At 64.3% G+C, this 18,936-nt stretch carries 20 protein-coding genes and 1 pseudogene; 15 read left to right on the forward strand and 6 right to left on the reverse strand.

What is annotated here, in order from left to right:
- The first annotated feature begins 2 nt into the window (after nucleotides 1–2).
- From U873_RS0108600 to U873_RS0108625, 6 genes are all read left to right on the forward strand, one after another.
- Complete coding sequence (locus U873_RS0108600; RefSeq protein WP_025127858.1) at nucleotides 3–752, forward strand: tRNA-dependent cyclodipeptide synthase; 750 nt, start codon at nucleotides 3–5, stop codon at nucleotides 750–752.
- Nucleotides 753–896: 144 nt separating this feature from the next.
- Nucleotides 897–2,324 (forward strand): MFS transporter, encoded by a 1,428-nt coding sequence (locus tag U873_RS0108605; RefSeq protein ID WP_025127859.1) that lies wholly within the window; start codon nucleotides 897–899, stop codon nucleotides 2,322–2,324.
- 13 nt (nucleotides 2,325–2,337) lie between these two features.
- The gene (locus tag U873_RS0108610; RefSeq protein ID WP_029978249.1) at nucleotides 2,338–3,669 is read left to right on the forward strand and encodes an LLM class flavin-dependent oxidoreductase; all 1,332 of its coding nucleotides are present in this window, start codon (nucleotides 2,338–2,340) and stop codon (nucleotides 3,667–3,669) included.
- A gap of 63 nt (nucleotides 3,670–3,732) precedes the next feature.
- Entirely contained in the window at nucleotides 3,733–4,071 is a 339-nt protein-coding gene (locus U873_RS0108615) for a YegP family protein (protein WP_025127861.1), read from the forward strand.
- A 269-nt stretch (nucleotides 4,072–4,340) separates the two neighbouring features.
- On the forward strand, nucleotides 4,341–4,985 hold the full coding sequence (locus U873_RS0108620) for a hypothetical protein (protein ID WP_025127862.1): 645 nt from the start codon (nucleotides 4,341–4,343) through the stop codon (nucleotides 4,983–4,985).
- A complete protein-coding gene (locus U873_RS0108625; protein WP_025127863.1) occupies nucleotides 4,985–5,518 on the forward strand; it encodes a hypothetical protein in 534 nt (177 codons plus the stop codon). The genes U873_RS0108620 and U873_RS0108625 overlap by 1 nt, the downstream gene beginning before the upstream one ends.
- 69 nt (nucleotides 5,519–5,587) lie before the next feature.
- Here U873_RS0108625 and U873_RS0108630 read toward each other — a convergent pair whose 3' ends face one another.
- Together U873_RS0108630 and U873_RS0108635 are read right to left on the reverse strand one after the other, a co-directional pair.
- Entirely contained in the window at nucleotides 5,588–6,475 is an 888-nt protein-coding gene (locus U873_RS0108630; protein WP_025127864.1) for a dihydrodipicolinate synthase family protein, read from the reverse strand.
- Nucleotides 6,476–6,507: 32 nt separating this feature from the next.
- On the reverse strand, nucleotides 6,508–7,290 hold the full coding sequence (locus U873_RS0108635; RefSeq protein ID WP_025127865.1) for an aldolase: 783 nt from the start codon (nucleotides 7,288–7,290) through the stop codon (nucleotides 6,508–6,510).
- Nucleotides 7,291–7,452: 162 nt separating this feature from the next.
- Here U873_RS0108635 and U873_RS0108640 point away from each other — a divergent pair, with 162 nt between their 5' ends.
- Nucleotides 7,453–7,995: a helix-turn-helix domain-containing protein gene (locus U873_RS0108640; RefSeq protein WP_025127866.1), complete on the forward strand. Its 543-nt coding sequence runs from the start codon at nucleotides 7,453–7,455 to the stop codon at nucleotides 7,993–7,995.
- Between the two features lie 121 nt (nucleotides 7,996–8,116).
- On the opposite strand, the gene U873_RS0108645 is transcribed toward U873_RS0108640, so the two are convergent.
- Nucleotides 8,117–9,136, reverse strand: a complete 1,020-nt coding sequence (locus U873_RS0108645; protein WP_025127867.1) for a DUF4917 family protein — start codon at nucleotides 9,134–9,136, stop codon at nucleotides 8,117–8,119.
- 157 nt (nucleotides 9,137–9,293) lie between these two features.
- On the opposite strand from U873_RS0108645, the gene yiaY reads away from it, so the two are divergent.
- The 6 genes and pseudogenes from yiaY to U873_RS34285 all read left to right on the forward strand — a co-directional run.
- Nucleotides 9,294–10,442 carry an L-threonine dehydrogenase gene (gene yiaY / locus U873_RS0108650; protein ID WP_025127868.1) on the forward strand — a complete coding sequence of 383 codons (1,149 nt, stop codon included), beginning with the start codon at nucleotides 9,294–9,296 and terminating at the stop codon, nucleotides 10,440–10,442.
- A gap of 245 nt (nucleotides 10,443–10,687) precedes the next feature.
- Entirely contained in the window at nucleotides 10,688–11,425 is a 738-nt protein-coding gene (locus tag U873_RS0108655) for a hypothetical protein (protein WP_025127869.1), read from the forward strand.
- A 234-nt stretch (nucleotides 11,426–11,659) separates the two neighbouring features.
- Entirely contained in the window at nucleotides 11,660–12,076 is a 417-nt protein-coding gene (gene fos, locus U873_RS0108660) for a fosfomycin resistance glutathione transferase (protein WP_025127870.1), read from the forward strand.
- A 124-nt stretch (nucleotides 12,077–12,200) separates the two neighbouring features.
- Nucleotides 12,201–12,839, forward strand: coding sequence for a LysE family translocator (locus U873_RS0108665; RefSeq protein WP_025127871.1), 639 nt, complete (start codon nucleotides 12,201–12,203; stop codon nucleotides 12,837–12,839).
- A gap of 105 nt (nucleotides 12,840–12,944) precedes the next feature.
- Nucleotides 12,945–14,294 carry a sensor domain-containing diguanylate cyclase gene (locus U873_RS0108670; RefSeq protein ID WP_025127872.1) on the forward strand — a complete coding sequence of 450 codons (1,350 nt, stop codon included), beginning with the start codon at nucleotides 12,945–12,947 and terminating at the stop codon, nucleotides 14,292–14,294.
- 179 nt (nucleotides 14,295–14,473) lie between these two features.
- Nucleotides 14,474–14,914, forward strand: a pseudogene (locus U873_RS34285) (DUF4142 domain-containing protein); the annotation flags it as partial.
- Nucleotides 14,915–15,007: 93 nt separating this feature from the next.
- On the opposite strand, the gene U873_RS0108680 reads toward U873_RS34285, so the two are convergent.
- Entirely contained in the window at nucleotides 15,008–15,418 is a 411-nt protein-coding gene (locus tag U873_RS0108680; RefSeq protein WP_025127873.1) for a low affinity iron permease family protein, read from the reverse strand.
- A gap of 197 nt (nucleotides 15,419–15,615) precedes the next feature.
- Between U873_RS0108680 and U873_RS0108685 the strand changes: the two genes are divergently transcribed.
- Entirely contained in the window at nucleotides 15,616–16,389 is a 774-nt protein-coding gene (locus tag U873_RS0108685) for a GNAT family N-acetyltransferase (protein WP_025127874.1), read from the forward strand.
- Nucleotides 16,390–16,396: 7 nt separating this feature from the next.
- On the opposite strand, the gene U873_RS0108690 is transcribed toward U873_RS0108685, so the two are convergent.
- Both U873_RS0108690 and U873_RS0108695 read right to left on the reverse strand, forming a co-directional pair.
- Nucleotides 16,397–17,173, reverse strand: a complete 777-nt coding sequence (locus U873_RS0108690) for an AraC family transcriptional regulator (RefSeq protein WP_025127875.1) — start codon at nucleotides 17,171–17,173, stop codon at nucleotides 16,397–16,399.
- Nucleotides 17,174–17,397: 224 nt separating this feature from the next.
- The gene (locus U873_RS0108695; protein ID WP_025127876.1) at nucleotides 17,398–18,330 is read right to left on the reverse strand and encodes a 4-hydroxyproline epimerase; all 933 of its coding nucleotides are present in this window, start codon (nucleotides 18,328–18,330) and stop codon (nucleotides 17,398–17,400) included.
- Between the two features lie 375 nt (nucleotides 18,331–18,705).
- On the opposite strand from U873_RS0108695, the gene U873_RS36615 reads away from it, so the two are divergent.
- A complete protein-coding gene (locus U873_RS36615; protein WP_157838070.1) occupies nucleotides 18,706–18,873 on the forward strand; it encodes a hypothetical protein in 168 nt (55 codons plus the stop codon).
- Nucleotides 18,874–18,936: the final 63 nt, after the last annotated feature.

The raw sequence follows: 18,936 nt of genomic DNA on the forward strand, positions 1-18,936 counted from the left end.
TCATGAGCAAGGTGCAGGAAATCAACCTCAAGGCCTACTTCAACAAGGGCGGCGAGGAGCACGAATTCGACGGCAAGCGGGTGGTACTGGCGGTCAGCGTCGGCCAGGAATACCACGAGGACCAGAAACTGCGGTCCACCATCCACCTGATCAACCAGTCGGGCTTCAGCCACGTCAAGGTGGTGGTGGCCGACACCCTGCAACGCCACAACAAGCACGGCAAATCCCCGGGGGAGGCGCTGTCGGCGTCGATCCGCGAGGGCGATGCCTGGCTGGCGCGCAACCAGGACATTCTCGACGGCCTGCGGGTGCCGTATCACATCACCCGTTGGAACCAGGAGCTGGCCAGTGATCGCTATGCCGAACTGCGCCAGCAACTGAACCAGGTCTACCAGCAGCGCGAGGAACTGCGCGACGCCATCGACAGCACCATCGGCGTGTTCACCGAGCGCCTGCGCCTGCGTGACGAACACGCGGACATCGAGCGGGCGGCGGCCCAGTGCCGGGAATACATCCTCGAAGAGATCCCGATCATCCTGCCGCTGTGGGCCGACGAGGGTTACCACTACGTGCTCTACCCGCAGCAGATGACCACGGCCATGGCCACCAGCCGCGAGCTTTTGATCGAGCCCCACAGCCCGGACCGGGTGCGCTGGCTGCCGCTGAAGTTCAAGAAGCGCGGGATTCCGATTCCCTTCACCTTGCCCGGCGCCATTCACCCCAACTGGACCAGCGGCGCCATCGCCATCTGACCCGCCCAGACCTGTTGTTTTCGCTGACCTCCGTAGGAGCTGGCTTGCCAGCGAAAGCGTCCGTTGGCGCGCTACAGAGCCCAAGGGCCTGTGCGCCAGGGCTCCTGCGGATAACGGTTTTTCTATGACTGACAAGGAGTTTCCATGAGCGTTTTTGCGCAACAGCAACGCAAATGGTGGGCATTGCTCGGTGTGAGCATCGCCAGTTTTCTCGGCTGTGTGGATTTCACCATCGTCAACACCGCGTTACCGGCCCTGCAGGCCGACCTCGGGGCCTCGGTGGACGCCCTGCAATGGGTGATCAACGGCTTCATCCTGGCGCTGTCGAGCTTCATGGTGCTGGTGGGGCGCCTGGCGGACCTGCACGGACGCAAGCGGGTGCTGTTCATTGGCCTGGCGGTGTTCGGCCTGGCTTCCCTGGCAGCCGGGCTGGCGGGGCAGATCGACACCCTGATCGGTGCCCGGGTGCTCCAGGGCCTGGCCTGTGCGGTGCTCTACACCGCCTCGGGAGCGATTGTCTCCAGTACCTTCGACACTGCCGAACAGGGCCGGGCCTTCGGCGTGCTGTTCGGGGTCAACGGCGTGGGGCTGGCGGTCGGCCCGGTGTTGGGCGGGCTGATTACCAGTGCGTTCGGCTGGCAGTGGATCTTCCTCATCAACGTGCCATTCGTACTGTTGAGCCTGGCTATCTGCAGCTTCAGCGTGAAGGAATCGCGGGCGGGCGAAGCCGGTGCGCGGCTCGACGGCTGGGGCGCGCTGCTGTTGCTGATCGGCTTGCCAAGCCTGGTGCTGGTGATCGTCCAGGGCGGCGTGTGGGGCTGGGGCTCGAACCTGACCCTGGGCCTGGTCGCCGTGGCAGTGCTGGCCCTGGGGGCGTTCCTGCTGGTGGAGCAACGGGTCGCGGCGCCGATCATCGACCTCAAGCTGTTCGCCAACCGACGTTTTGTCGCCGCCGTGACGGCCAGCTTCGGCTTGGCGCTGTTCTACTGCGTGGCGTTTTTCGTCATGCCGCTGTACCTGGCGCAGATCCGTGGTGAAAGCCTGCAGGCCAGCGGCCTGTTGCTGTTGCCCACCACCCTGGGGGTGGCGCTGCTGTCGCCGCTGGTGGGGCGCCTGGTGGACCGCAAGGGCCCGGCGCTGCTGATCAAGACCGGGCTGCTGCTGTTTGTGCTGTCGGCGTTGTTGCAGGCCGGTTTCGATCGCCAGACCTCGTTGCCTTACCTGCTGGGCGCCTTTGTCGTCATGGGCCTGGGCTGGGCGAGCATTCTCGGGCCATCGACGGTGCTGGGGATCTCCTCGGTGCCCCAGGACGTGGGCTCGGTGGCCATGGGCTCGCTGATGACCCTGCATAACGTCGGCGGCGGCATCGGGCTGGCGCTGGGGGTGGGCTTGTTCCACCATTTTTCCGCGACGCCGCCGGATGATGCCCAGCAGGCCTTTCTCAACGGTTATCGCGCAGTGATGGGGTTCCTGGCGCTGGCGATGCTGTTGGCCTGGGCGGCCGTCAGCCTGTTGCTGCGCACGGCCCCGGTGCCGCTGCCGACGGCCGAGGAGGGCGCCAGCCGTGGCTGAGCGCGGCGGGCAGATGGGGCTGGGGGCCTTTCTCTCCGGCTCTGGCGCCCATGGCGGCAGTTGGCGCCATCCCCAGGCGGATGCCGATGCCTCGCTGAATTTCCAGCGCTACCGGCATTACGCGCAAACCCTGGAGCGCGGCTGCTTCGATGCGCTGTTTCTCAATGACAACGTGGCGGTGGGCGACCTCGATCCACGGGTCCTGGCCCACAGTTCCTACAGCTTGCGCTGGGATCCGCTGACCCTGTTGCCGGCCCTGGCGGTGGTGACTCGGCATATCGGCCTGATCGCCACCGCCAGCACCTCCTTCAACGAGCCCTACAACCTGGCGCGCAAGTTCGCTTCCCTGGATCACCTGAGCCAGGGGCGTGCCGGCTGGAACCTGGTCACGGGGCTGATCGGCGGCGAGAACTTCAATTACCCCGAGCCGCCAAGCCATGCCGAGCGCTATGCCCGTGCCGAGGAGTTTTTCGATGTGGTCAGCGGCCTGTGGGACAGCTGGGCCGACGATGCCTTCCCCCGGGACAAGGCCAGCGGCCATTGGCTCGACCCGCAAAGGATGCACCTGCTTGAGCACCGAGGCCGGCATTTCCAGGTGCAGGGCCCGTTGAATGCGCCGCGGCCGCTGCAGGGCTGGCCGCTGATTGCCCAGGCCGGCTCATCGGGGCCGGGCTGCGAACTGGCGGCACGCTGCGCCGAACTGGTGTTCACCGCCCAGACCGAGCTGCCACAGGCCAGGCAGTTCTATGCCGAACTCAAGGAACGACTTCCCGCTTATGGGCGCCATGCCGGGCAGTTGAAAATCTTCCCCGGCATCGCCCCGACCGTAGGCCGGACCTTCAACGAGGCGCAGGAAAAGTACCAGCAGCTGCAGGAGCTGCAGGACCCGCAGGCACAGCTCAAGGCGCTGTCCTATCTGCTGGACCTGGACATCGACCTGTGCGCCTGGCCCCTGCAGGCCCAGGTGCCGCTGCTGGAGGACGTGGCTCCCACCGATCGGCACAAGAGCCGCCGGCAACTGGTGGTGGACCTGATCCGCCGGGAACGGCCGACCCTGGCGCAGTTGCTGCGCAGCCTGTCCGCCAGTGGGCACAAGGTCATGGTGGGGACCCCGGGGCAGATCGTCGATGAGATGGCCACCTGGTACGAGGAATACGCTGCCGATGGCTTCAATGTGCTGTTCACCCATTTACCGGGGGCCATCGACGATTTTGTCCATTTGATCACCCCCGAGCTGCAACGCCGGGGCCTGTTTCGCCAGCGCTATACGGGACGCAGCCTGCGGGAACATCTGGGGCTGGCCCGGGTGGAGAACCGTTTTTTCAGCCACCAGGGCAATGGCTGAATGGCCGAAAGGGTCTTTACTCTCAAGGCGCAACGCCCATCGATCAAGACCAGGAGCAGCATGATGTCCGGATGGTATGAGTTGAAGAAAAGCAGCAACGAGCAGTTTCGTTTCGTGCTCAAGGCAGCCAATGCCGAGACCATTCTCACCAGCGAGCTGTACACCACTCGCGCCGCGGCCGAGAACGGCATCGCCTCGGTGCAGGCCAACAGCCCACTGGAGGAGCGCTACGAGCGCAAGAGCGCCAAGGATGGCAAACCCTATTTCAACCTCAAGGCGGCCAATCACCAGATCATCGGCAGCAGTGAAACCTACTCGTCCGACGCGGCCCGGGAGAAAGGCATCGCCAGCGTCAAGGCCAACGGCCCGAGCCACAACATCAAGGACCTGACTGCCGTTTAGGCGCGGCTCGACACACCCTCGACAGCACAAAGCCCGGACCAGCGTTCGGGCTTTGTGCATGCAGTGGGTGTTGCACAAGCACCAGGCGTTCGCCCCGGAGGCCGAGCGAGGGACGCGTATTGTGATCTGGGAGGCCGCCAGCCGATTGGCGACTGAATTATGGCGAAATGCCATCGTTTGCATTATCCTCCGCGCCCGTCATCGGGCGCTCGGCCGGCCTGGCGCGCGGGTTGACGCTATCGATCATTGTCCAAGGGATCTGCGACCTCATGATTCGCCCTCTCGTATTACTCGCCGCGTTGCTGGCGTTGAGCGGTTGCTACAGCCTGCCTTCCACGAAAGTTGCCGAGAGCATGCGCCCCGACTCGCAGTCGGGGGTGGCCTATGTGGTGGGGGTGGTCGGCATCTGGCCGAAGGCAGTGCACACCGCCCACGAACAGATGCTGCTGATTCGCCCGCGGGGCGGTGACGGGTTCGCCTCGGCGCGCTTGTACAACCAGGTCTACGGCCGCACGCCACGGGATGTGCGCGAGACCTGGCACGGCATCGGCAGCCTGTTCGTGATGCCGCTCAAACCCGGGCGCTACGAGATCTACAACCTGCACTTCGACCGCGGCAACGCCACCGCCTGGAGCCGCGAAGACTTCTCCATCCCCTTGGAACTGGAAGCCGGCAAGGCCTATTACCTGGGTGATTTCCGCGCCGGCTGCCTGTCGGCGTCGGGAGCCAAGTGCGTGTTTCTGCACAGCGACCACTTGGAGCGCGACGCCGCTCTGGTGCGCGCCAAATACCCGCAGGTGCCGAGCCTGCAACGGGTCGATCTGCAGAAGATGGAGCAGGTCACGTCGTTGATCGTCGAGGAGCAGGGGCCCAAGGCGTCGATGCTCAAGGCCATGCTGTCGGGAGATCTGTAATGCGCAATCAGTTGTGGTTGTTGATGGTGCTGATGCTGGGGCTTGGCGGTTGCCAGACCAGCCACAGTCTCAAGCCGGCCGAGGTGGATTACCAGCAGCGCTTGCCGGCGATCAACGTCAGTGTGATGGGGGCCATCCCTGCCGGCCTGATCCGTGACGAACTGCGTCGTCGCGGCACCTTCGAGCAAGTACAGCCGGGGTTCAGTGCCGATGGCTACAACGTGATCGTGATGGCCAGCAGTGATTACTTTGGCTGGCAGAACATTCCCATGGGGCTGCTCAGTGCGATGACCTTGTTTATCGTGCCGGGCCGGGCCACTTGGGACAGCCAGGTGCTGTTCCATGTCAGCCGCGGTGACCAGGAAGTGGCCAGGTATCGGGTCAGCAATCAGACCCGTTCCTGGCGCGGCTGGGCCAACCCCGATGGTGGCCAATACCAGCATGTGCGGCGCATCACCGACGACTTCATTGCGCAGATGCTGCAGGACCCGCAGTTCAAGGCCCAGGCCCCGGTGGCGCTGAACAGTCACTGAGCCACGCTTGAATGCGGCCCATGCCAAAGCCCGGACGGCGTCAGCCGTCCGGGCTTTTTTTTCAGGAAATCAACCCAGGGTCTGCAGCAGCGTCTGCAACTGTTGGCGACCGCCCTCGTTCAGCGGGAACACCGGCTTGCGCGGCTCGCCGGTGGGCAGCCCGGTCAGTTCCAGCCCGGCCTTGACCGTGGCCGGCAAACCGCCCTTGAGGATGAAGTCCAGCAGCGGCAACTGGCGGTAGAACAGCGCCCGGGCGCGATCCAGGTCGTTGCTCAGCACGGCCTGATAAAGGTCGAGATTGAGCTGCGGGATCAGGTTCGCCGCCGCGGTGCACCAGCCGCTGGCACCGGCAGCGAAGGCTTCCAGGGCCAGGGGGTTGCAGCCGTTGTAGAACGGCACCTGGCCTTCGCCCAGCAGTTGCAGCTTGTGCATGCGCTGGATGTCGCCGGTGCTTTCCTTGACCAGGGTGACGTTTTCCACGGCGTGGAAGATCTTCAGGATCAGCTCCACCGACATGTCGGTGCCACTAGTGGCCGGGTTGTTGTAGAGCATGATCGGCACGCCGATGCTGGCGCCGATGGCCTGGTAGTGAGCGAGGATCTCGGCTTCGCTGAGCTTCCAGTAGGAGGCCGGCAGCACCATCACCACGTCGGCGCCCTTGGCTTCGGCGAAACGCGCACGGCGGATGGCCTTGGCGGTGGTCAGGTCGGAAACGCTGACGATGGTCGGCACGCGCTTGGCCACCCGGCGGATGCTGAATTCAGCGACCTGGTCCCACTCGGCGTCGCTCAGGTAGGCGCCTTCGCCGGTGCTGCCCAGGGGGGCGATGGCGTGTACCCCGGCGTCGATCATGCGGTCGATGGAGTGCCCGAGGGCGTCCAGGTCGAGGCCTTCGCCCTGGGCGCTGAACGGGGTGACGGTGTAGCCGATGATGCCGTGGATCTTGGATGTGGACATGGTGCAACTCCTGCAAGGCATAAGGGGGTGGATCAGTTCAGGCAGTCGGCGTGTTTTTTCAGGTTTTGCCGAGCGTAGTAGTTGAAGGCGGCGCCGTGGCGCTTGGGCTTGGAGATCCAGTCGTGGGCTTCACGGCCCAGTTCAGGGCGGATCGGCTTGATGGTGCCGGCGGCCATGGCCAGCAGTTGCAGCTTGGCCGCACGCTCGATCAGTTGAGCGATCACGCAGGCTTCCTCGATGCTTGCGCCGGTGGACAGCTGGCCGTGGTGGGAAAGCAGGATCGCGCGCTTGTCCCCCAGGGCGGCGGAGATGGTTTCACCCTCCTCGTTGCCCACCGGCACCCCCGGCCAGGGCTCGAGGAAGGCGCAGTCCTCGTACAGCGGGCAGAGGTCCATGTGCGAGACCTCGAGCGGCACTTCGAGCATCGACAGGGCGGCGACGTGGGTCGGGTGAGTGTGGATGATGCAGTTCACGTCCGGGCGAGCGCGGTACACCCAGCTGTGGAAGCGGTTTGCCGGGTTGGGCATGCCGTGGCCTTCCAGGACTTCCAGGTCTTCGTTGACCAGCAGCAGGTTGCTGGCGCTGATTTCATCGAAGCCCAGGCCCAGTTGCTGGGTGTAGTAGGTGCCGGGTTGCGGGCCGCGGGCGGTGATCTGCCCGGCGAGGCCGGAGTCATGACCGTTCTCGAACAGAATGCGGCAGGTGAGGGCCAGCTTTTGCCGGTCGGTCCACGTATTATCCGCCAGGGTATTTTGCATCTGGGTCAGGGCTTGCTTGACCAGTTGGTCTTTGGGCAATGCTAATGTCTTGGCCATATCGGGGTCCTTTGACTGGGGTGCGATGGACGTCGGATCTGCAGCTCACCCGCTGCTTGCAAGGTTGTTGGGTGAGCGCTAATGACACTTAAGAGGCTATATGACACTTTGTGTCATTGGCAGGCACCAATCGTTGTTTCCTTGATGGATTAATCGCTGCGCATGTCTATCCGTTTGAAATTACTGAGAAAAAAACTGGGCGTGACCCTGGAGGCCCTGGCCGAAAAATCCGGGATGACCAAGAGCTACCTGTCGAAAGTCGAGCGCGGCTTGAACACGCCGTCGATTGCCGCGGCGCTGAAACTGGCCAAGGCGCTGAACGTCAAGGTCGAGGAATTGTTCGCCGAGGACAGCATCAGCCTCGACAGCTACAGCCTGGTGCGCCATGACGAGCGCCAGTCGCTGGCGGCCGACGGCCAGGCCCCGGGCTACGCGGTGCTGGCCCATCAGGTCAGCGAGCGCAACCTGTTGCCGTTCATCATCTACCCGGCCCGGGAATTCAGCGACAAGACCTTCAAGGAGCACCTGGGGGAGGAGTTCCTGTTTGTCCATGAAGGCCAGGTGGAAGTGGACTTCATGAACGAGCGGGTGATTCTCAACCGTGGCGACGCGCTGCACTTCAACGCCCAGAAGCCCCATCGCATCCGTTCCCTGGGGGACGAGCAGGCGCAGTTGCTGGTGGTGGTGCACAGCAGCGAGGAATGATTCCGGCGGCTAGGCACGCAGCCCAGCCTGTAGCCGCTGACGGTGAGCCGCGCCGAAGGGCCGGCAGGCGACTGGCGCAACGATGTTTGTCGTTGCAGTCGCCGTTTGGAAGGGCCGGGGCTCAGCGCTCCACCGGCACCGCCAGCGACGGGTTGCCCAGGGCGTGGCTCCTGGCATCGAAGAAGCGCAGGGTCAGCCCCAGGCCTTCGAACAGTTTGCTGTAGTGGCGCTTCTGGTGCTGGATGAAGGCCGCGCTGCGCGGGTAGATGGAGATCGCCAGGGTGCCTGCGGCGGATTGGCGGATGGCCTGCACCAGGTGCTCATCCTGGGGGCCGAGGTTGTGGCCGAAGATGCACAGGGCGCCGCGATGATCCTGCAACTGCTGGTAGCAGAACGATAGATAGTCCGAGCTGCGCAGGGTCTTGAGCTTGTCCGCCAGCGGCCCTTCGTTGATGAACAGCGGCACGTCGTCCAGGGTCTTGAGGGTGTTGTTGATGGCAAAGCTGCCCAGCAGGGTGCCTTCGGTGGAGGTCAGCTTGCGCGCACTGCCGTCCAGGTTGCGCACCAGGTGCAGGCCGCCGTGCAGGTAGAGGATGCGCGTCTGCCCGCTGCTGGCGGCGCCCAGTTCGAAGGCCGGGTCGGCGCCATGGAACAGGTCGCTGAGCCCTTCGGGCTGATGCTGCACTGCCCAGTAGTTGAGCAGGTCGTAGTTGCTGGTGAACACCGTGGGGTAGCGGCGCAGCTCCTGGTTGATCGCCGCCAGGCTGGCCGGTTGCACCAGGCGCCAGGGGATGTGCACGGCATGCACGGTATTGATCAGGGCTTCCTTGATCGCGTAGTAGCGGTTGCGCGGTGCCGCCGAGCTGACGGCCAGGGCCTTGTTGACCCGGCTGGTGGTCTTCAGGGCCCCCAGCACCTGTTCGAAGCTGCGGGTCTGCAGGGCGTCGAACACGCTGAGTTCGGATTGCCCCAGGGGTTTTTCTTCCACGGTGCGGGCGTTTTCGAACAGCGAGTCGTAGGCAAAGTCTTCCCACACGGCGCGGCTGGCGCCGTTGCCGATCAGCAGGCCACTGAACGGAGTGCTTTCGCGCAGGGCGTTCCAGTCTTCAAGTTCGGCGTCAAATTCCTGGAAATCCATCATCGCGGTCATCGGTCTCAAGGCAGAAGGTATTCAGGGCGCCGACTTTATCACGACGGACCCTTGAGCCAGATCAACAACGCCCGTGACCGATCGGTCGATCCTGTCGGGCAAAGCCTGAATCGATATCCACATCGGGCATTCGCCTGGAGATTTCCTCATGAGCAGCACTTTCTTTATTCCAGCCGTCAACATCATGGGCATCGATTGCCTGGACGAGGCCATGAGTGCCATTCGCAACTATGGCTTTCGCAAGGCGTTGATCGTCACCGACGTCGGCCTGGCCAAGGCTGGGGTTGCCAGCATGATTGCCGAGAAGCTGGCCATGCAGGACATCGACTCGGTGATCTTCGATGGCGCCAAGCCCAACCCGAGCATCGCCAACGTCGAACAGGGGCTGGCGCAGTTGCAAGAAGCCAAGTGCGATTTCGTGATCTCCCTGGGCGGCGGTTCGCCCCATGACTGCGCCAAGGGCATCGCCCTGTGCGCCACCAACGGCGGGCAGATCCGCGACTATGAAGGTGTCGACCAGTCGAGCAAGCCGCAACTGCCACTGATCGCCATCAACACCACCGCCGGCACCGCCAGCGAGATGACCCGTTTCTGCATCATCACCGACGAATCGCGCCACGTGAAAATGGCCATCGTCGATCGCAACGTCACGCCGTTGCTGTCGGTCAACGACCCGGCGCTGATGGTGGCGATGCCCAAGGGCCTGACTGCCGCCACCGGCATGGATGCCCTGACCCACGCAGTGGAGGCCTACGTTTCCACCGCTGCCAATCCGATCACCGATGCCTGCGCGCTGAAAGCCATCACCATGATCAGCCACAACCTGCGCCAGGCCGTGCACGATGGCAGCGACCTGCTGGCGCGGGAGAACATGGCCTATGCGCAGTTCCTCGCCGGCATGGCCTTCAACAACGCGTCCCTGGGTTTTGTGCATGCCATGGCCCACCAGCTGGGCGGTTTCTATGACCTGCCCCATGGGGTGTGCAACGCGGTGCTGCTGCCCCATGTGCAGAGTTTCAACGCCAGTGTCTGTGCCGAACGCCTGACCGATGTGGCCCATGCCATGGGCGCGGACATTCGCGGCTTCAGTCCGGAAGAGGGTGCCCAGGCGGCAATCGCGGCGATTCGCACCCTGGCTCGTGATGTGGACATTCCCGCCGGTTTGCGTGAATTGGGCGCCAAGTTGCAGGACATTCCCGTGCTGGCGGCCAACGCCCTGAAAGATGCCTGTGGCCTGACCAATCCGCGTCCGGCGGAGCAGCGGCAGATCGAGGAGATTTTTCGCAACGCGTTCTAAGCCAAGGGGCGGCTCGCTGGCGAAGCGTTATGGCGCGCCTGTGCGTCCAGGTTGTTCAGGGCGCCAGGCAGCCATTCAATGCGCATTCTCGGTGCCCTCGCCGGCCCCGGCGATGGGCCAGGGCTGGCGTTGTCACCAGGTAAGGCCACCCCCGAGCGCGTGCTCCCAGCGTTGAAAGCGCTCGCGCTGCAGAGGATAGTGCGATCTGAAATGGCGCTCTATCCGTCTGTCACAAGGAGTCGTGAATGATCCGTTGCTCTTCCCTGATCCCACTTCTGGGCAGCCTGGCCCTGCTGGCCGGTGCCTCATCCGCCGCCGCCCAGTGCCTGCCGCCGCCACGCAATGCCGAAGTCCCGGGCTTTTCCCTGTGCAAGGACTGGCCGGCCTTTGCCGAGCAGAGCATCAATCTGCTGTCCGAAAAAGTCCCGGACCCCAGCGACACCGGCAGCGATGACGGCACCTACAACCTGCAACTGACAGTGCTGGACCGCAGCAGCGGGCAGGCCCTGGCCAGCTATGTACAGCCCGCGGCCTTTGTCTCCGACGCCTTTCGCCTGGAGAGCCTGAAGCTCGATACCGGGCGCTTCCAACTGACGCCTCAGGTTCGAGCGTTCGGGGTCCGGGCCGCGTTCGAGGGTTCTTCCCGCGTCAACCCCTTCAATCAGACCTGGCTCAGCCTCTACGTGCGCGAGGGCAGCACTCTGCGCCCGGTGCTGGAGAAGTTCGTGGCCCGTTCCTACAACGGCGAATGGGATGGCCAGTGCGCCGGCGAGGGCACCGAAACCACGCGCACCCTGGATATCGCCAAGACCCGTAGCCACGGCTTTGCCGACCTGATTGTGCGTTCGGTCAGCGTCAGTACCCAGAGCAAAAAAGTCGGGGAAGAGTGCCAGTCCACCCGCGAGACCGCCAAACCGGTGGTCAGCACCCTGCATTACGATGGCCAACGCTACGTTTTGCCCAATGGCTTCAGTGGCATCTGATACCGGCGATCGATAAGGAAGCTTGATCAACCTGCTTGAGCAATCGACCCGTGGGCGGTTGCAGTGCGCCTTGCTGGATGTGGCGACGACGGCGCTGGCCGAGTGTGAGCACGACATCTCAAGGGGCCGGCCGGTTGCCAGCGTCGCGACCTGCTGCCCAAGCACAGCCGTGCCACCTTGCACTACCACGGCCAGCACTACCCTTTGCCGAAAACCTTGAAAGGAGTGTGATCCATGCTCAAGGGGCTCAATCACCTGACCCTGGCAGTCAGCGATCTGCCTCGCAGCCTGGGGTTCTACCACTCACTGTTGCAGTTGCGCCTTGAGGCCACCTGGGACAGTGGCGCCTACCTGTCGCTGCCGGGGCTGTGGCTGTGCCTGTCGCTGGACGTGCAACGCGCCAGCCGGGACGCCGCCGATTACACCCACTACGCCTTCAGCCTCAAGGCCGCGGATTTCCTCCCCTTCGTCCAGCGCCTGCGTGGAGCAGGGGTCAAGGAGTGGCGGGACAACCGCAGCGAGGGCGCGTCGTTTTATTTTCTCGACCCCGACGGGCATCAACTTGAAGCCCATGTCGGCGACTTGGCCTCGCGTTTGCTGGCCTGTCGCCAGCAACCCTACCCGGGAATGCGCTTCCATACGGACGATTGAGCCGGCAGGCGAGTACTTTGCGCGGACGAAAGTGGCTGGTGGACAGCGGGGCGGATCGTGCAGAATCCGCTCATTCCCCCTGCGCCTGACGCCCCCGTGCGGCGCATCGTTCTGGAGTTGCCTGATGACCTCATCGCTGTTGCTGGCCGTTATCGCCTCGGGTTTCATTTATGCGATCACCCCCGGGCCCGGGGTGCTGGCGGTATTCGGCATTGGCGCAGCCCGTGGCCGGCAGGCCGGTGCCGGCTTCCTCTGCGGGCACCTGCTGGGGGATGTGGTCTGGTGCAGCACGGCGCTGATCGCGATTGTCGGCGCCCGGGTCATCGGCAGCGAAGCCTTCAACATCCTCGGCCTGCTCAGTGGCCTGTACCTGTTCTGGCTGGGCCTGCGGGCGATCCGCAGCCGTCGCAGCAGCGGCGATGCGCCCCAGGGGCCAGCGCGCAACCCGTTCTGGCACGGGATCCTCTTCGGCCTGACCAACCCCAAGGCCTATCCGGTGGCGGTGGCAACGTTCACTGCGTTGCTGTCCAGCCGTGCCGAGCTGCTCAGCTGGTCGATGCTCCCCGGGCTGATCGCCTTGAGTTTCCTCGGCGGCCTCGGTGCATACGCTATTCTCATCGGCATCGTCGGCGCCCGTCAGGTGCGCGGCTGGTACCAGCGTCACGAGCTGGCGATCACCCGGGTATGCGGGGTGATGTTCATCGGTTTTGCGCTCAACGCCCTGTGGCATTCGGTGCCCGGCTTGATCGGCAGCAAGGAGTAACACGCCTCGCGGGTTGCGACGGTGTGCAGTCGGCGGGTCACACGCGCCGACCGGGGGCAAGGGATGGGTACTCAGTGCATTCTTCATGGGCAGTAGCTTTCTCTGATGGCAACCAACAACTCCGCACCTCTGGCCAGTTTCATCGACCTGCTCCTGGATGCCGTCTGCGCGGTGGATATCGACGGTCGCTTCGTGTTTGTCAGCGCCGCCTGCGAGCGGGTCTTCGGCTACACCGCCGATGAACTGATCGGCCGTCCAATGATCGAGCTGGTGCACCCGGCCGACCGCGAGCGCACCCTGCAGGCCGCCCGGGAAATCATGGGCGGCGTGCCCAAGCCGAACTTCGAGAACCGCTACCTGCGCAAGGACGGGCGGGTGGCGCACATTCTCTGGTCGGCGCGCTGGTCGGAAGTGGACCAACTGCGCATCGCCGTGGCCCGGGACATCACCGAGCGCAAGCAGGCGGAATCCCGGCAGGCGGCGCTGTACGCGATTTCCGAGGCGGCCCATGCCACCGAAGACCTGCTGGTCCTGTTCAGGCATGTGCATCGGATCATCGGCGAATGGCTGCCGGCGCTGAATTTTTCCCTGGCCCTGTATGACGAGCGGGCCGCCAGCCTGAGCTTTCCCTATCACGTCGATGACTGCGAGGGCAGCCCGGAACTGCCGGGGACCTTGATCGAGCGCTTCTGCGCCGAGGTCCAGCGTAGGGGCCAGCCCCTGCTGCTGGCCCCGGAATGCCCGCTGAACCAGGCCATCTGGCGCGAGTTCGCGGCGATCCAGGGACCACGCTGCTGGCTTGGGGTGCCGTTGAATTCGCAGAAGGGCACCATCGGCGTGCTGATGGTCAAGAGCGCACCGGGGGCGCCGGGCTACAGCGAGCAGGACCAGGAACTGCTGCAGTACGTCAGCGCGCAACTGGCCACCGCGATCGAGCGCAAGCAGTTGCACGCGCGCTTGCACTACATGGCCGAATACGACCAGCTGACCCATCTGCCCAACCGCGAGCTGCTGCGTGAGCGCCTGAAGTCGGCCCTGGCCCGGGCCCGCCGCGAGTCCGGGCGCATGGCCCTGCTGTATGTCGACCTGGACAAGTTCAAGGAGGTCAATGACTCCTGCGGGCACGCGGTGGGCGACATGCTGTTGCAGGCCGTGGCCAACCGCCTCAAGAGCTGCGTGCGGGAGAGCGATACCGTGGCGCGCATCGGTGGTGACGAATTCGTGATCCTCCTGGAGAACGTGCAGCACTGTGAGGACGCCCAGCGGGTGGCGGAGAAAATCCGTCGCACACTGAGCGAGCCGCTGCGCCTGGATGGCCACTCCCTGTGCACGCTGCCGAGCATCGGCATCGGCCTGTACCCCGAACATGGCGTGGAGGAGCAGCAACTGTTCAAGCATGCCGACGAGGCGATGTACGCCGCCAAGCGCGAGCACAAAAGCCGCACCAACGCTTGAGCCGTCGCGGTACCAGGGGCGCTGAGGGGCCCTTGTCGGAGGAGGTTTTCGGGCCTGTTGCCTGCGGCCGTTCGTCGTTCGGGGAAGGTTTTTCTAAACCTTTGCGGCGCAGGCTTTTCCCTATGCAGACGGGGGGCTTCGGCTCCCGGTGAATTTATCTGCAACAGGAGAACCCCACCATGAACCCCATGGCCACTGTCATGCGCCGCGCCGGCCTCGCTCTGCTGCTGGGGCTTTGTGCTACCAGCGCCCTGGCCCAGTCTCCCGCGGCCTTTATCGACGACGCCTCGGCCCAGGGCATGGCCGATATCGAGGCCAGCCGCCAGGCGCACCAGCAGACCTCGTCCAAGGCGGTGAAGGAATACACCATCCAGGTGATCAACGACCGCACCACTGCCAACCAGCACCTGGCGAAGATCGCCAAGCAACTGGACTTGCCAGTGGCGCCTCGGGAGCAGGTCATGGACCAGGCCAAGCGGCTGATGCCGAAGGTGGCCGAAGGCGAGGATTTTGACCGCGCCTATGCCGCCAGTCAGGTCAAGGCCACCGAGGCGGCCATCCAGCAGATCCGCCAGCAGGCTGAAACCAGCGAAGTGCCGGAGCTCAAGGCGTTCGCCGAGTAGACCTTGCCCAAGCTGGAAAACCACCTGCAGATGGCCAAGGCCCTGCAGGCCGGTGGTCGTTCCGATCGCCTGGATGGATAGGCCGCTTGCTCAGCACTGGCTGAAGTCGGTTTTCTGCTGATCGTCCGGTGTCGATCCGGCAAGGTCGCTATTGTGGCCTTTGCCGATTTCGCGGTATTCGCCCCGCAGCTTTTCCAGTTGCTTGAGGTCCAGCCCGTCCAGGCTGAGCATGGCGTTGTGGGCCTCCTTGGTGGCCCGCAGCAGCTCGTCGATCTTCAGGTGGAGGATGTCGTTGTCGCGGTTCTGGGTGTTCTGGATCAGGAACACCATGAGGAAGGTGATGATGGTGGTGGAGGTGTTGATGATCAGCTGCCAGGTATCGTTGAAATGAAAGACCGGGCCACTCAGCCCCCAGATCAGGATCAACAGCAGGGCCCCCAGGAAGGTTTTCGGGCTACCGGCCCACATCGACAGCGCTTGCGAGATTTTCGAGAACTTCATGGCCGTGTTCCTTGTTGGGGGGATCTGAAGGTCAGACAACGGCGGCTCGGCGGAATTGTTTTTTTGTCGGTGCTTACACCTGAAAACATTCCTTCGCAGAATAAAACACGATTGTGCTGGAGCCCCTGGGGCTGTGGGCTTAACGTGGCCCGGATCAGGCGCCGCGTGGGGCGTCGCGTGGCTCAAGGAGGCAGCACATGACGGATCCGGTCCGGGCTTCGGTCATCGACCTGTATCACCAGGCGGAAGACTATTTCTTCGTTTCCATTTCCCAGTTCTATCGCCGTTTTGGCAACGGCTTGAGCGCCTATTGCACCGGGGTCGAGGCCAGCAGCCTGAACCTGTTGATGATGAACAACCAGGAAACGGACGGAACTGAGCAACTGGCCGCAGGGGTGGCCTTCCTGCAGCGCACCGGCATGCCGTTTTGTGTGGTGGTGCCCGAAGCGCAGGTGCAACGGCTCAGCGAGCCGTTGCAACAGCAGCACCTGCAGCCGGCGGACAAGACCACCTGCATGGTCCTGGACCTGGCCGCCTATGTCGCTCGGGAGACGCCCGCCGAGTGGGCGGATATCCGTTGCACCGATGCCCATCTGGAGGATTGGGGGCTGCCGGTGGACAGCGCGTTCGAGTCGGGCGAGTCGGGGATCGAGCAATACCTGGCCCGGCATCGGGCGGCACTGCAGGCCGGCAGGGCGTTGCGCCATTTCACCCTGTACCTGGAGCAGCGTCCGGTGAGCGCGCTGACGCTGTCCCTGGGGCCCGGGGTCGCTCGTCTGGATGACATCGGCACGTTGAAGGCGTACCAGGGACGTGGTTGCGCCACCGCATTGATTCATTCGGTGCTCAGGTTCGCCCAGGCCCAGGGCGCGCAACTCTGTGTGCTCGAAGCGTCCCTCGATGGCCTGTCGATCTACCGCAAGGCCGGTTTCACTCCGCTGTTCGATTACCGCACTTTCTGCCAGGAATGAGCCCAGCCTAACGCGTGGCGTTCTGCCGGAACTGTCGCGGGCTGAGCCCGGTCAAGGCCTTGAACTGCCGGCTGAAGGCGCTGTGGTCGGTGTAGCCGCACTGCAGGGCGACCTCGGTGATCGGCTCGTCGGTGAGCAGCAGTCGCGAAGCATGCTCCAGGCGAGCCTTGTGAATCATCTGCCGTGGCGTCAGGTGGAAGATGCGCTTGCAGTAGCGCTCCAGCTGGGCAATCGACAGGCGGGCGATGCGGGTCAGGTCTTCCAGGCGGATGGCTTCGCTGTAGTGTTCGCGGATGTGCCGGTCCACTGCGGCCAGGCGCTCATAGGCCGGGTGGGTGTCGCGCGCCGCTTGCAGGTCCAGGGAGATTCCGGCCATGCCGATGATCTGCCCGTCACGTCCGTACAGGGGCAGTTTGTGGGTCAGGCACCAGCCGGCTTCACGGCTGCCGTACAGGTGCAGTTCCAGTTGTCCCTTGATGGTGATGCCCTGGTGCAGCACGCGCTGGTCCTGCTCGGTGTAGACCGGGCCGAGCACCGCCGGAAAGACTTCCGCGGAAGTCTTGCCCAGCAGTGGCCGGATGCTCTTGAAACCGCAGCGCTGGGCCAGGGTCAGGTTGGCGACCAGGTAGCGCGCCTGCAGGTCCTTGATGAAGAACACGGCGCTGGGAATGCAGTCCAGCAGCGGGGTGATCGGGGCCATGTTGGCCAACAGGCTGTTGAGGTCCCGGGGGGAGTGGGCGGCGATGGCCCGGGGCAACTGGTGAAGTTGTGCGCTATCGATCATGGTCGCCTCTTGTTCTGGGGGCTTGGGATGAGTCGGTGTCGATAAAGCCGAGGGTTGCAGCGGTGATGGTTGCACTTCGCCGGGTTGGTTTGCCAGCCCGGCGTCGGTGGTTCGTCAATGCCTTGGGGCCTGCCCTGGGGCCACGGGCCGTGGCGCCGTCAGCCGGCTCGATGCCGGCGCCGCGAAGAGCTCGGTGACAGCCCGCGTGCGCTTGACCCGTGGGCTCACGAGCCGATGCCCCAGGCGAACGGGTCGCTGTGATCCAGCAGCAGGGTGGCTTCGGCGCTGATATAGGCACTACCGCGCAAGGTGGGAATGACCTGCTCGCCAGCCAGTTCGTAGTGGGCGCTGAATTGGCTGCCGATGACACTGGCCTGACGCCAGACCTGGCCCGGGGCGAGCTTGCCGTCTGCCGCCAGGCAGGCCAGTTTGGCGCTGGTGCCGGTGCCGCAGGGCGAGCGGTCGTAGGCCTTGCCGGGGCAGAGAACGAAGTTGCGGCTGTCGGCGTGGGGATCGTCGGCAAATAGCTCGATATGGTCGATGACTCCGCCTTCGGCACCGGTGATGCCGGCAGCTTCCAAGGCCTCACGCACGCTCCAGGTGTACTGGGTCAGGGCTTCGACATTGTCCGGGGCGAGGCGCTGGCGGTGATCGCTGATCAGGAAGAACCAGTTGCCGCCCCAGGCGATATCGCCATGCACCGTGCCATGGCCGGGCACTTGCAGGGCTACCTGGGCGCGGTAGCGGTAGGCGGGAACGTTGCGCACGCTCACTGACAGGTCGTCGTGCAGGGTGGCCTCCACCGTGCCTACCGGGGTCTCGATGCGGTGCGTGCCGCAGTCGATGCGCCCCAGATGGTACAGCGAGCGCACCAGGCCGATGGTGCCGTGGCCGCACATGCCCAGGTAGCCGCTGTTGTTGAAGAAGATCACCCCGGCACAGGCGTCGCTGGCCTGGGGTTCGCAGAGCAGTGCTCCCACCAGTACATCGCTGCCCCGGGGTTCGAGGACGCAGGCGCGGCGCCAGTGGTCGTGCTGGCGGCTTAGCCGTTGCAGGCGCTCGGCCATGGAACCCTGGCCCAGGTCGGGGAAGCCGTCGATGACCAGGCGGGTGGGCTCACCGCCGGTGTGGGAGTCGATCACGGTTATTTTTTTCATGGCAGCACCTGCGCAGAGGGAGCTACAGAGTGGCCTTGGCGGCGGCGCTGGTGCTTGTGGGTTTTCGTTGTCGCGGGTGACGAAATCAGCACAGTACAGAGCTTCAGCGCGGTCCAGGAACTCCAGCGAATACAGGCGCCGCGGGAATCGCAGGCGCTTCAGGCGTTAGGCAAAATCCACCGCCCCATTTCCCCAAGAAAGCCTGGCGTCCATGGCAGTTCAGCTGGTTTTCCCGCCACAGGAAACAGCGGCGAGTGTGCCGATTTCGTCTGTATCGGGAGGGAAAAGCCTCAAGCTGCGACGGGGATAAAAAGCGACTCTGGTTTTGGCTTCCACCCTGTGTCGGCCCGGCCGACTTCCAATAAGGACCAGACCATGAGTCGCAAAGCCATTCCATGGCGCGCTGTGTTTGCTGCGGTGAACACCCGGTTCAACGCCGATTTCGCCATCGGCCCGCAGATCACCCACATGCTGTGGGCGCCGTCCAGGCGCCCTGCCTCGGTATTGGCCACTGGTCCGAGTTTGCCCCACACCGGCCCCTGAGGTGATGCCGGGCGCCCAGGGCAATGGGCGCCCATTGGCGGGAAACCGCAGCGCAGCGACCCG

Source organism: Pseudomonas sp. PH1b, assembly GCF_000633395.1.
Classification (GTDB): Bacteria; Pseudomonadota; Gammaproteobacteria; order Pseudomonadales; family Pseudomonadaceae; genus Aquipseudomonas.

Bases quoted from the DNA above. Each gene is read 5' to 3' on its own strand.
- U873_RS0108625 (WP_025127863.1), top strand. From the start codon at position 4,985: ATGCGCAATCAGTTGTGGTTGTTGATGGTGCTGATGCTGGGGCTTGGC.
- U873_RS0108605 (WP_025127859.1), top strand. From the start codon at position 897: ATGAGCGTTTTTGCGCAACAGCAACGCAAATGGTGGGCATTGCTCGGT.
- U873_RS0108655 (WP_025127869.1), top strand. From the start codon at position 10,688: ATGATCCGTTGCTCTTCCCTGATCCCACTTCTGGGCAGCCTGGCCCTG.
- U873_RS0108600 (WP_025127858.1), top strand. From the start codon at position 3: ATGAGCAAGGTGCAGGAAATCAACCTCAAGGCCTACTTCAACAAGGGC.
- U873_RS0108695 (WP_025127876.1), bottom strand. From the start codon at position 18,330: ATGAAAAAAATAACCGTGATCGACTCCCACACCGGCGGTGAGCCCACC.
- U873_RS0108615 (WP_025127861.1), top strand. From the start codon at position 3,733: ATGTCCGGATGGTATGAGTTGAAGAAAAGCAGCAACGAGCAGTTTCGT.
- U873_RS0108685 (WP_025127874.1), top strand. From the start codon at position 15,616: ATGACGGATCCGGTCCGGGCTTCGGTCATCGACCTGTATCACCAGGCG.
- U873_RS0108670 (WP_025127872.1), top strand. From the start codon at position 12,945: ATGGCAACCAACAACTCCGCACCTCTGGCCAGTTTCATCGACCTGCTC.
- U873_RS0108680 (WP_025127873.1), bottom strand. From the start codon at position 15,418: ATGAAGTTCTCGAAAATCTCGCAAGCGCTGTCGATGTGGGCCGGTAGC.
- U873_RS36615 (WP_157838070.1), top strand. From the start codon at position 18,706: ATGAGTCGCAAAGCCATTCCATGGCGCGCTGTGTTTGCTGCGGTGAAC.
- U873_RS0108645 (WP_025127867.1), bottom strand. From the start codon at position 9,136: ATGATGGATTTCCAGGAATTTGACGCCGAACTTGAAGACTGGAACGCC.
- yiaY (WP_025127868.1), top strand. From the start codon at position 9,294: ATGAGCAGCACTTTCTTTATTCCAGCCGTCAACATCATGGGCATCGAT.
- U873_RS0108630 (WP_025127864.1), bottom strand. From the start codon at position 6,475: ATGTCCACATCCAAGATCCACGGCATCATCGGCTACACCGTCACCCCG.
- U873_RS0108620 (WP_025127862.1), top strand. From the start codon at position 4,341: ATGATTCGCCCTCTCGTATTACTCGCCGCGTTGCTGGCGTTGAGCGGT.
- U873_RS0108665 (WP_025127871.1), top strand. From the start codon at position 12,201: ATGACCTCATCGCTGTTGCTGGCCGTTATCGCCTCGGGTTTCATTTAT.
- U873_RS0108690 (WP_025127875.1), bottom strand. From the start codon at position 17,173: ATGATCGATAGCGCACAACTTCACCAGTTGCCCCGGGCCATCGCCGCC.
- U873_RS0108635 (WP_025127865.1), bottom strand. From the start codon at position 7,290: ATGGCCAAGACATTAGCATTGCCCAAAGACCAACTGGTCAAGCAAGCC.
- U873_RS0108640 (WP_025127866.1), top strand. From the start codon at position 7,453: ATGTCTATCCGTTTGAAATTACTGAGAAAAAAACTGGGCGTGACCCTG.
- fos (WP_025127870.1), top strand. From the start codon at position 11,660: ATGCTCAAGGGGCTCAATCACCTGACCCTGGCAGTCAGCGATCTGCCT.
- U873_RS0108610 (WP_029978249.1), top strand. From the start codon at position 2,338: ATGGGGCTGGGGGCCTTTCTCTCCGGCTCTGGCGCCCATGGCGGCAGT.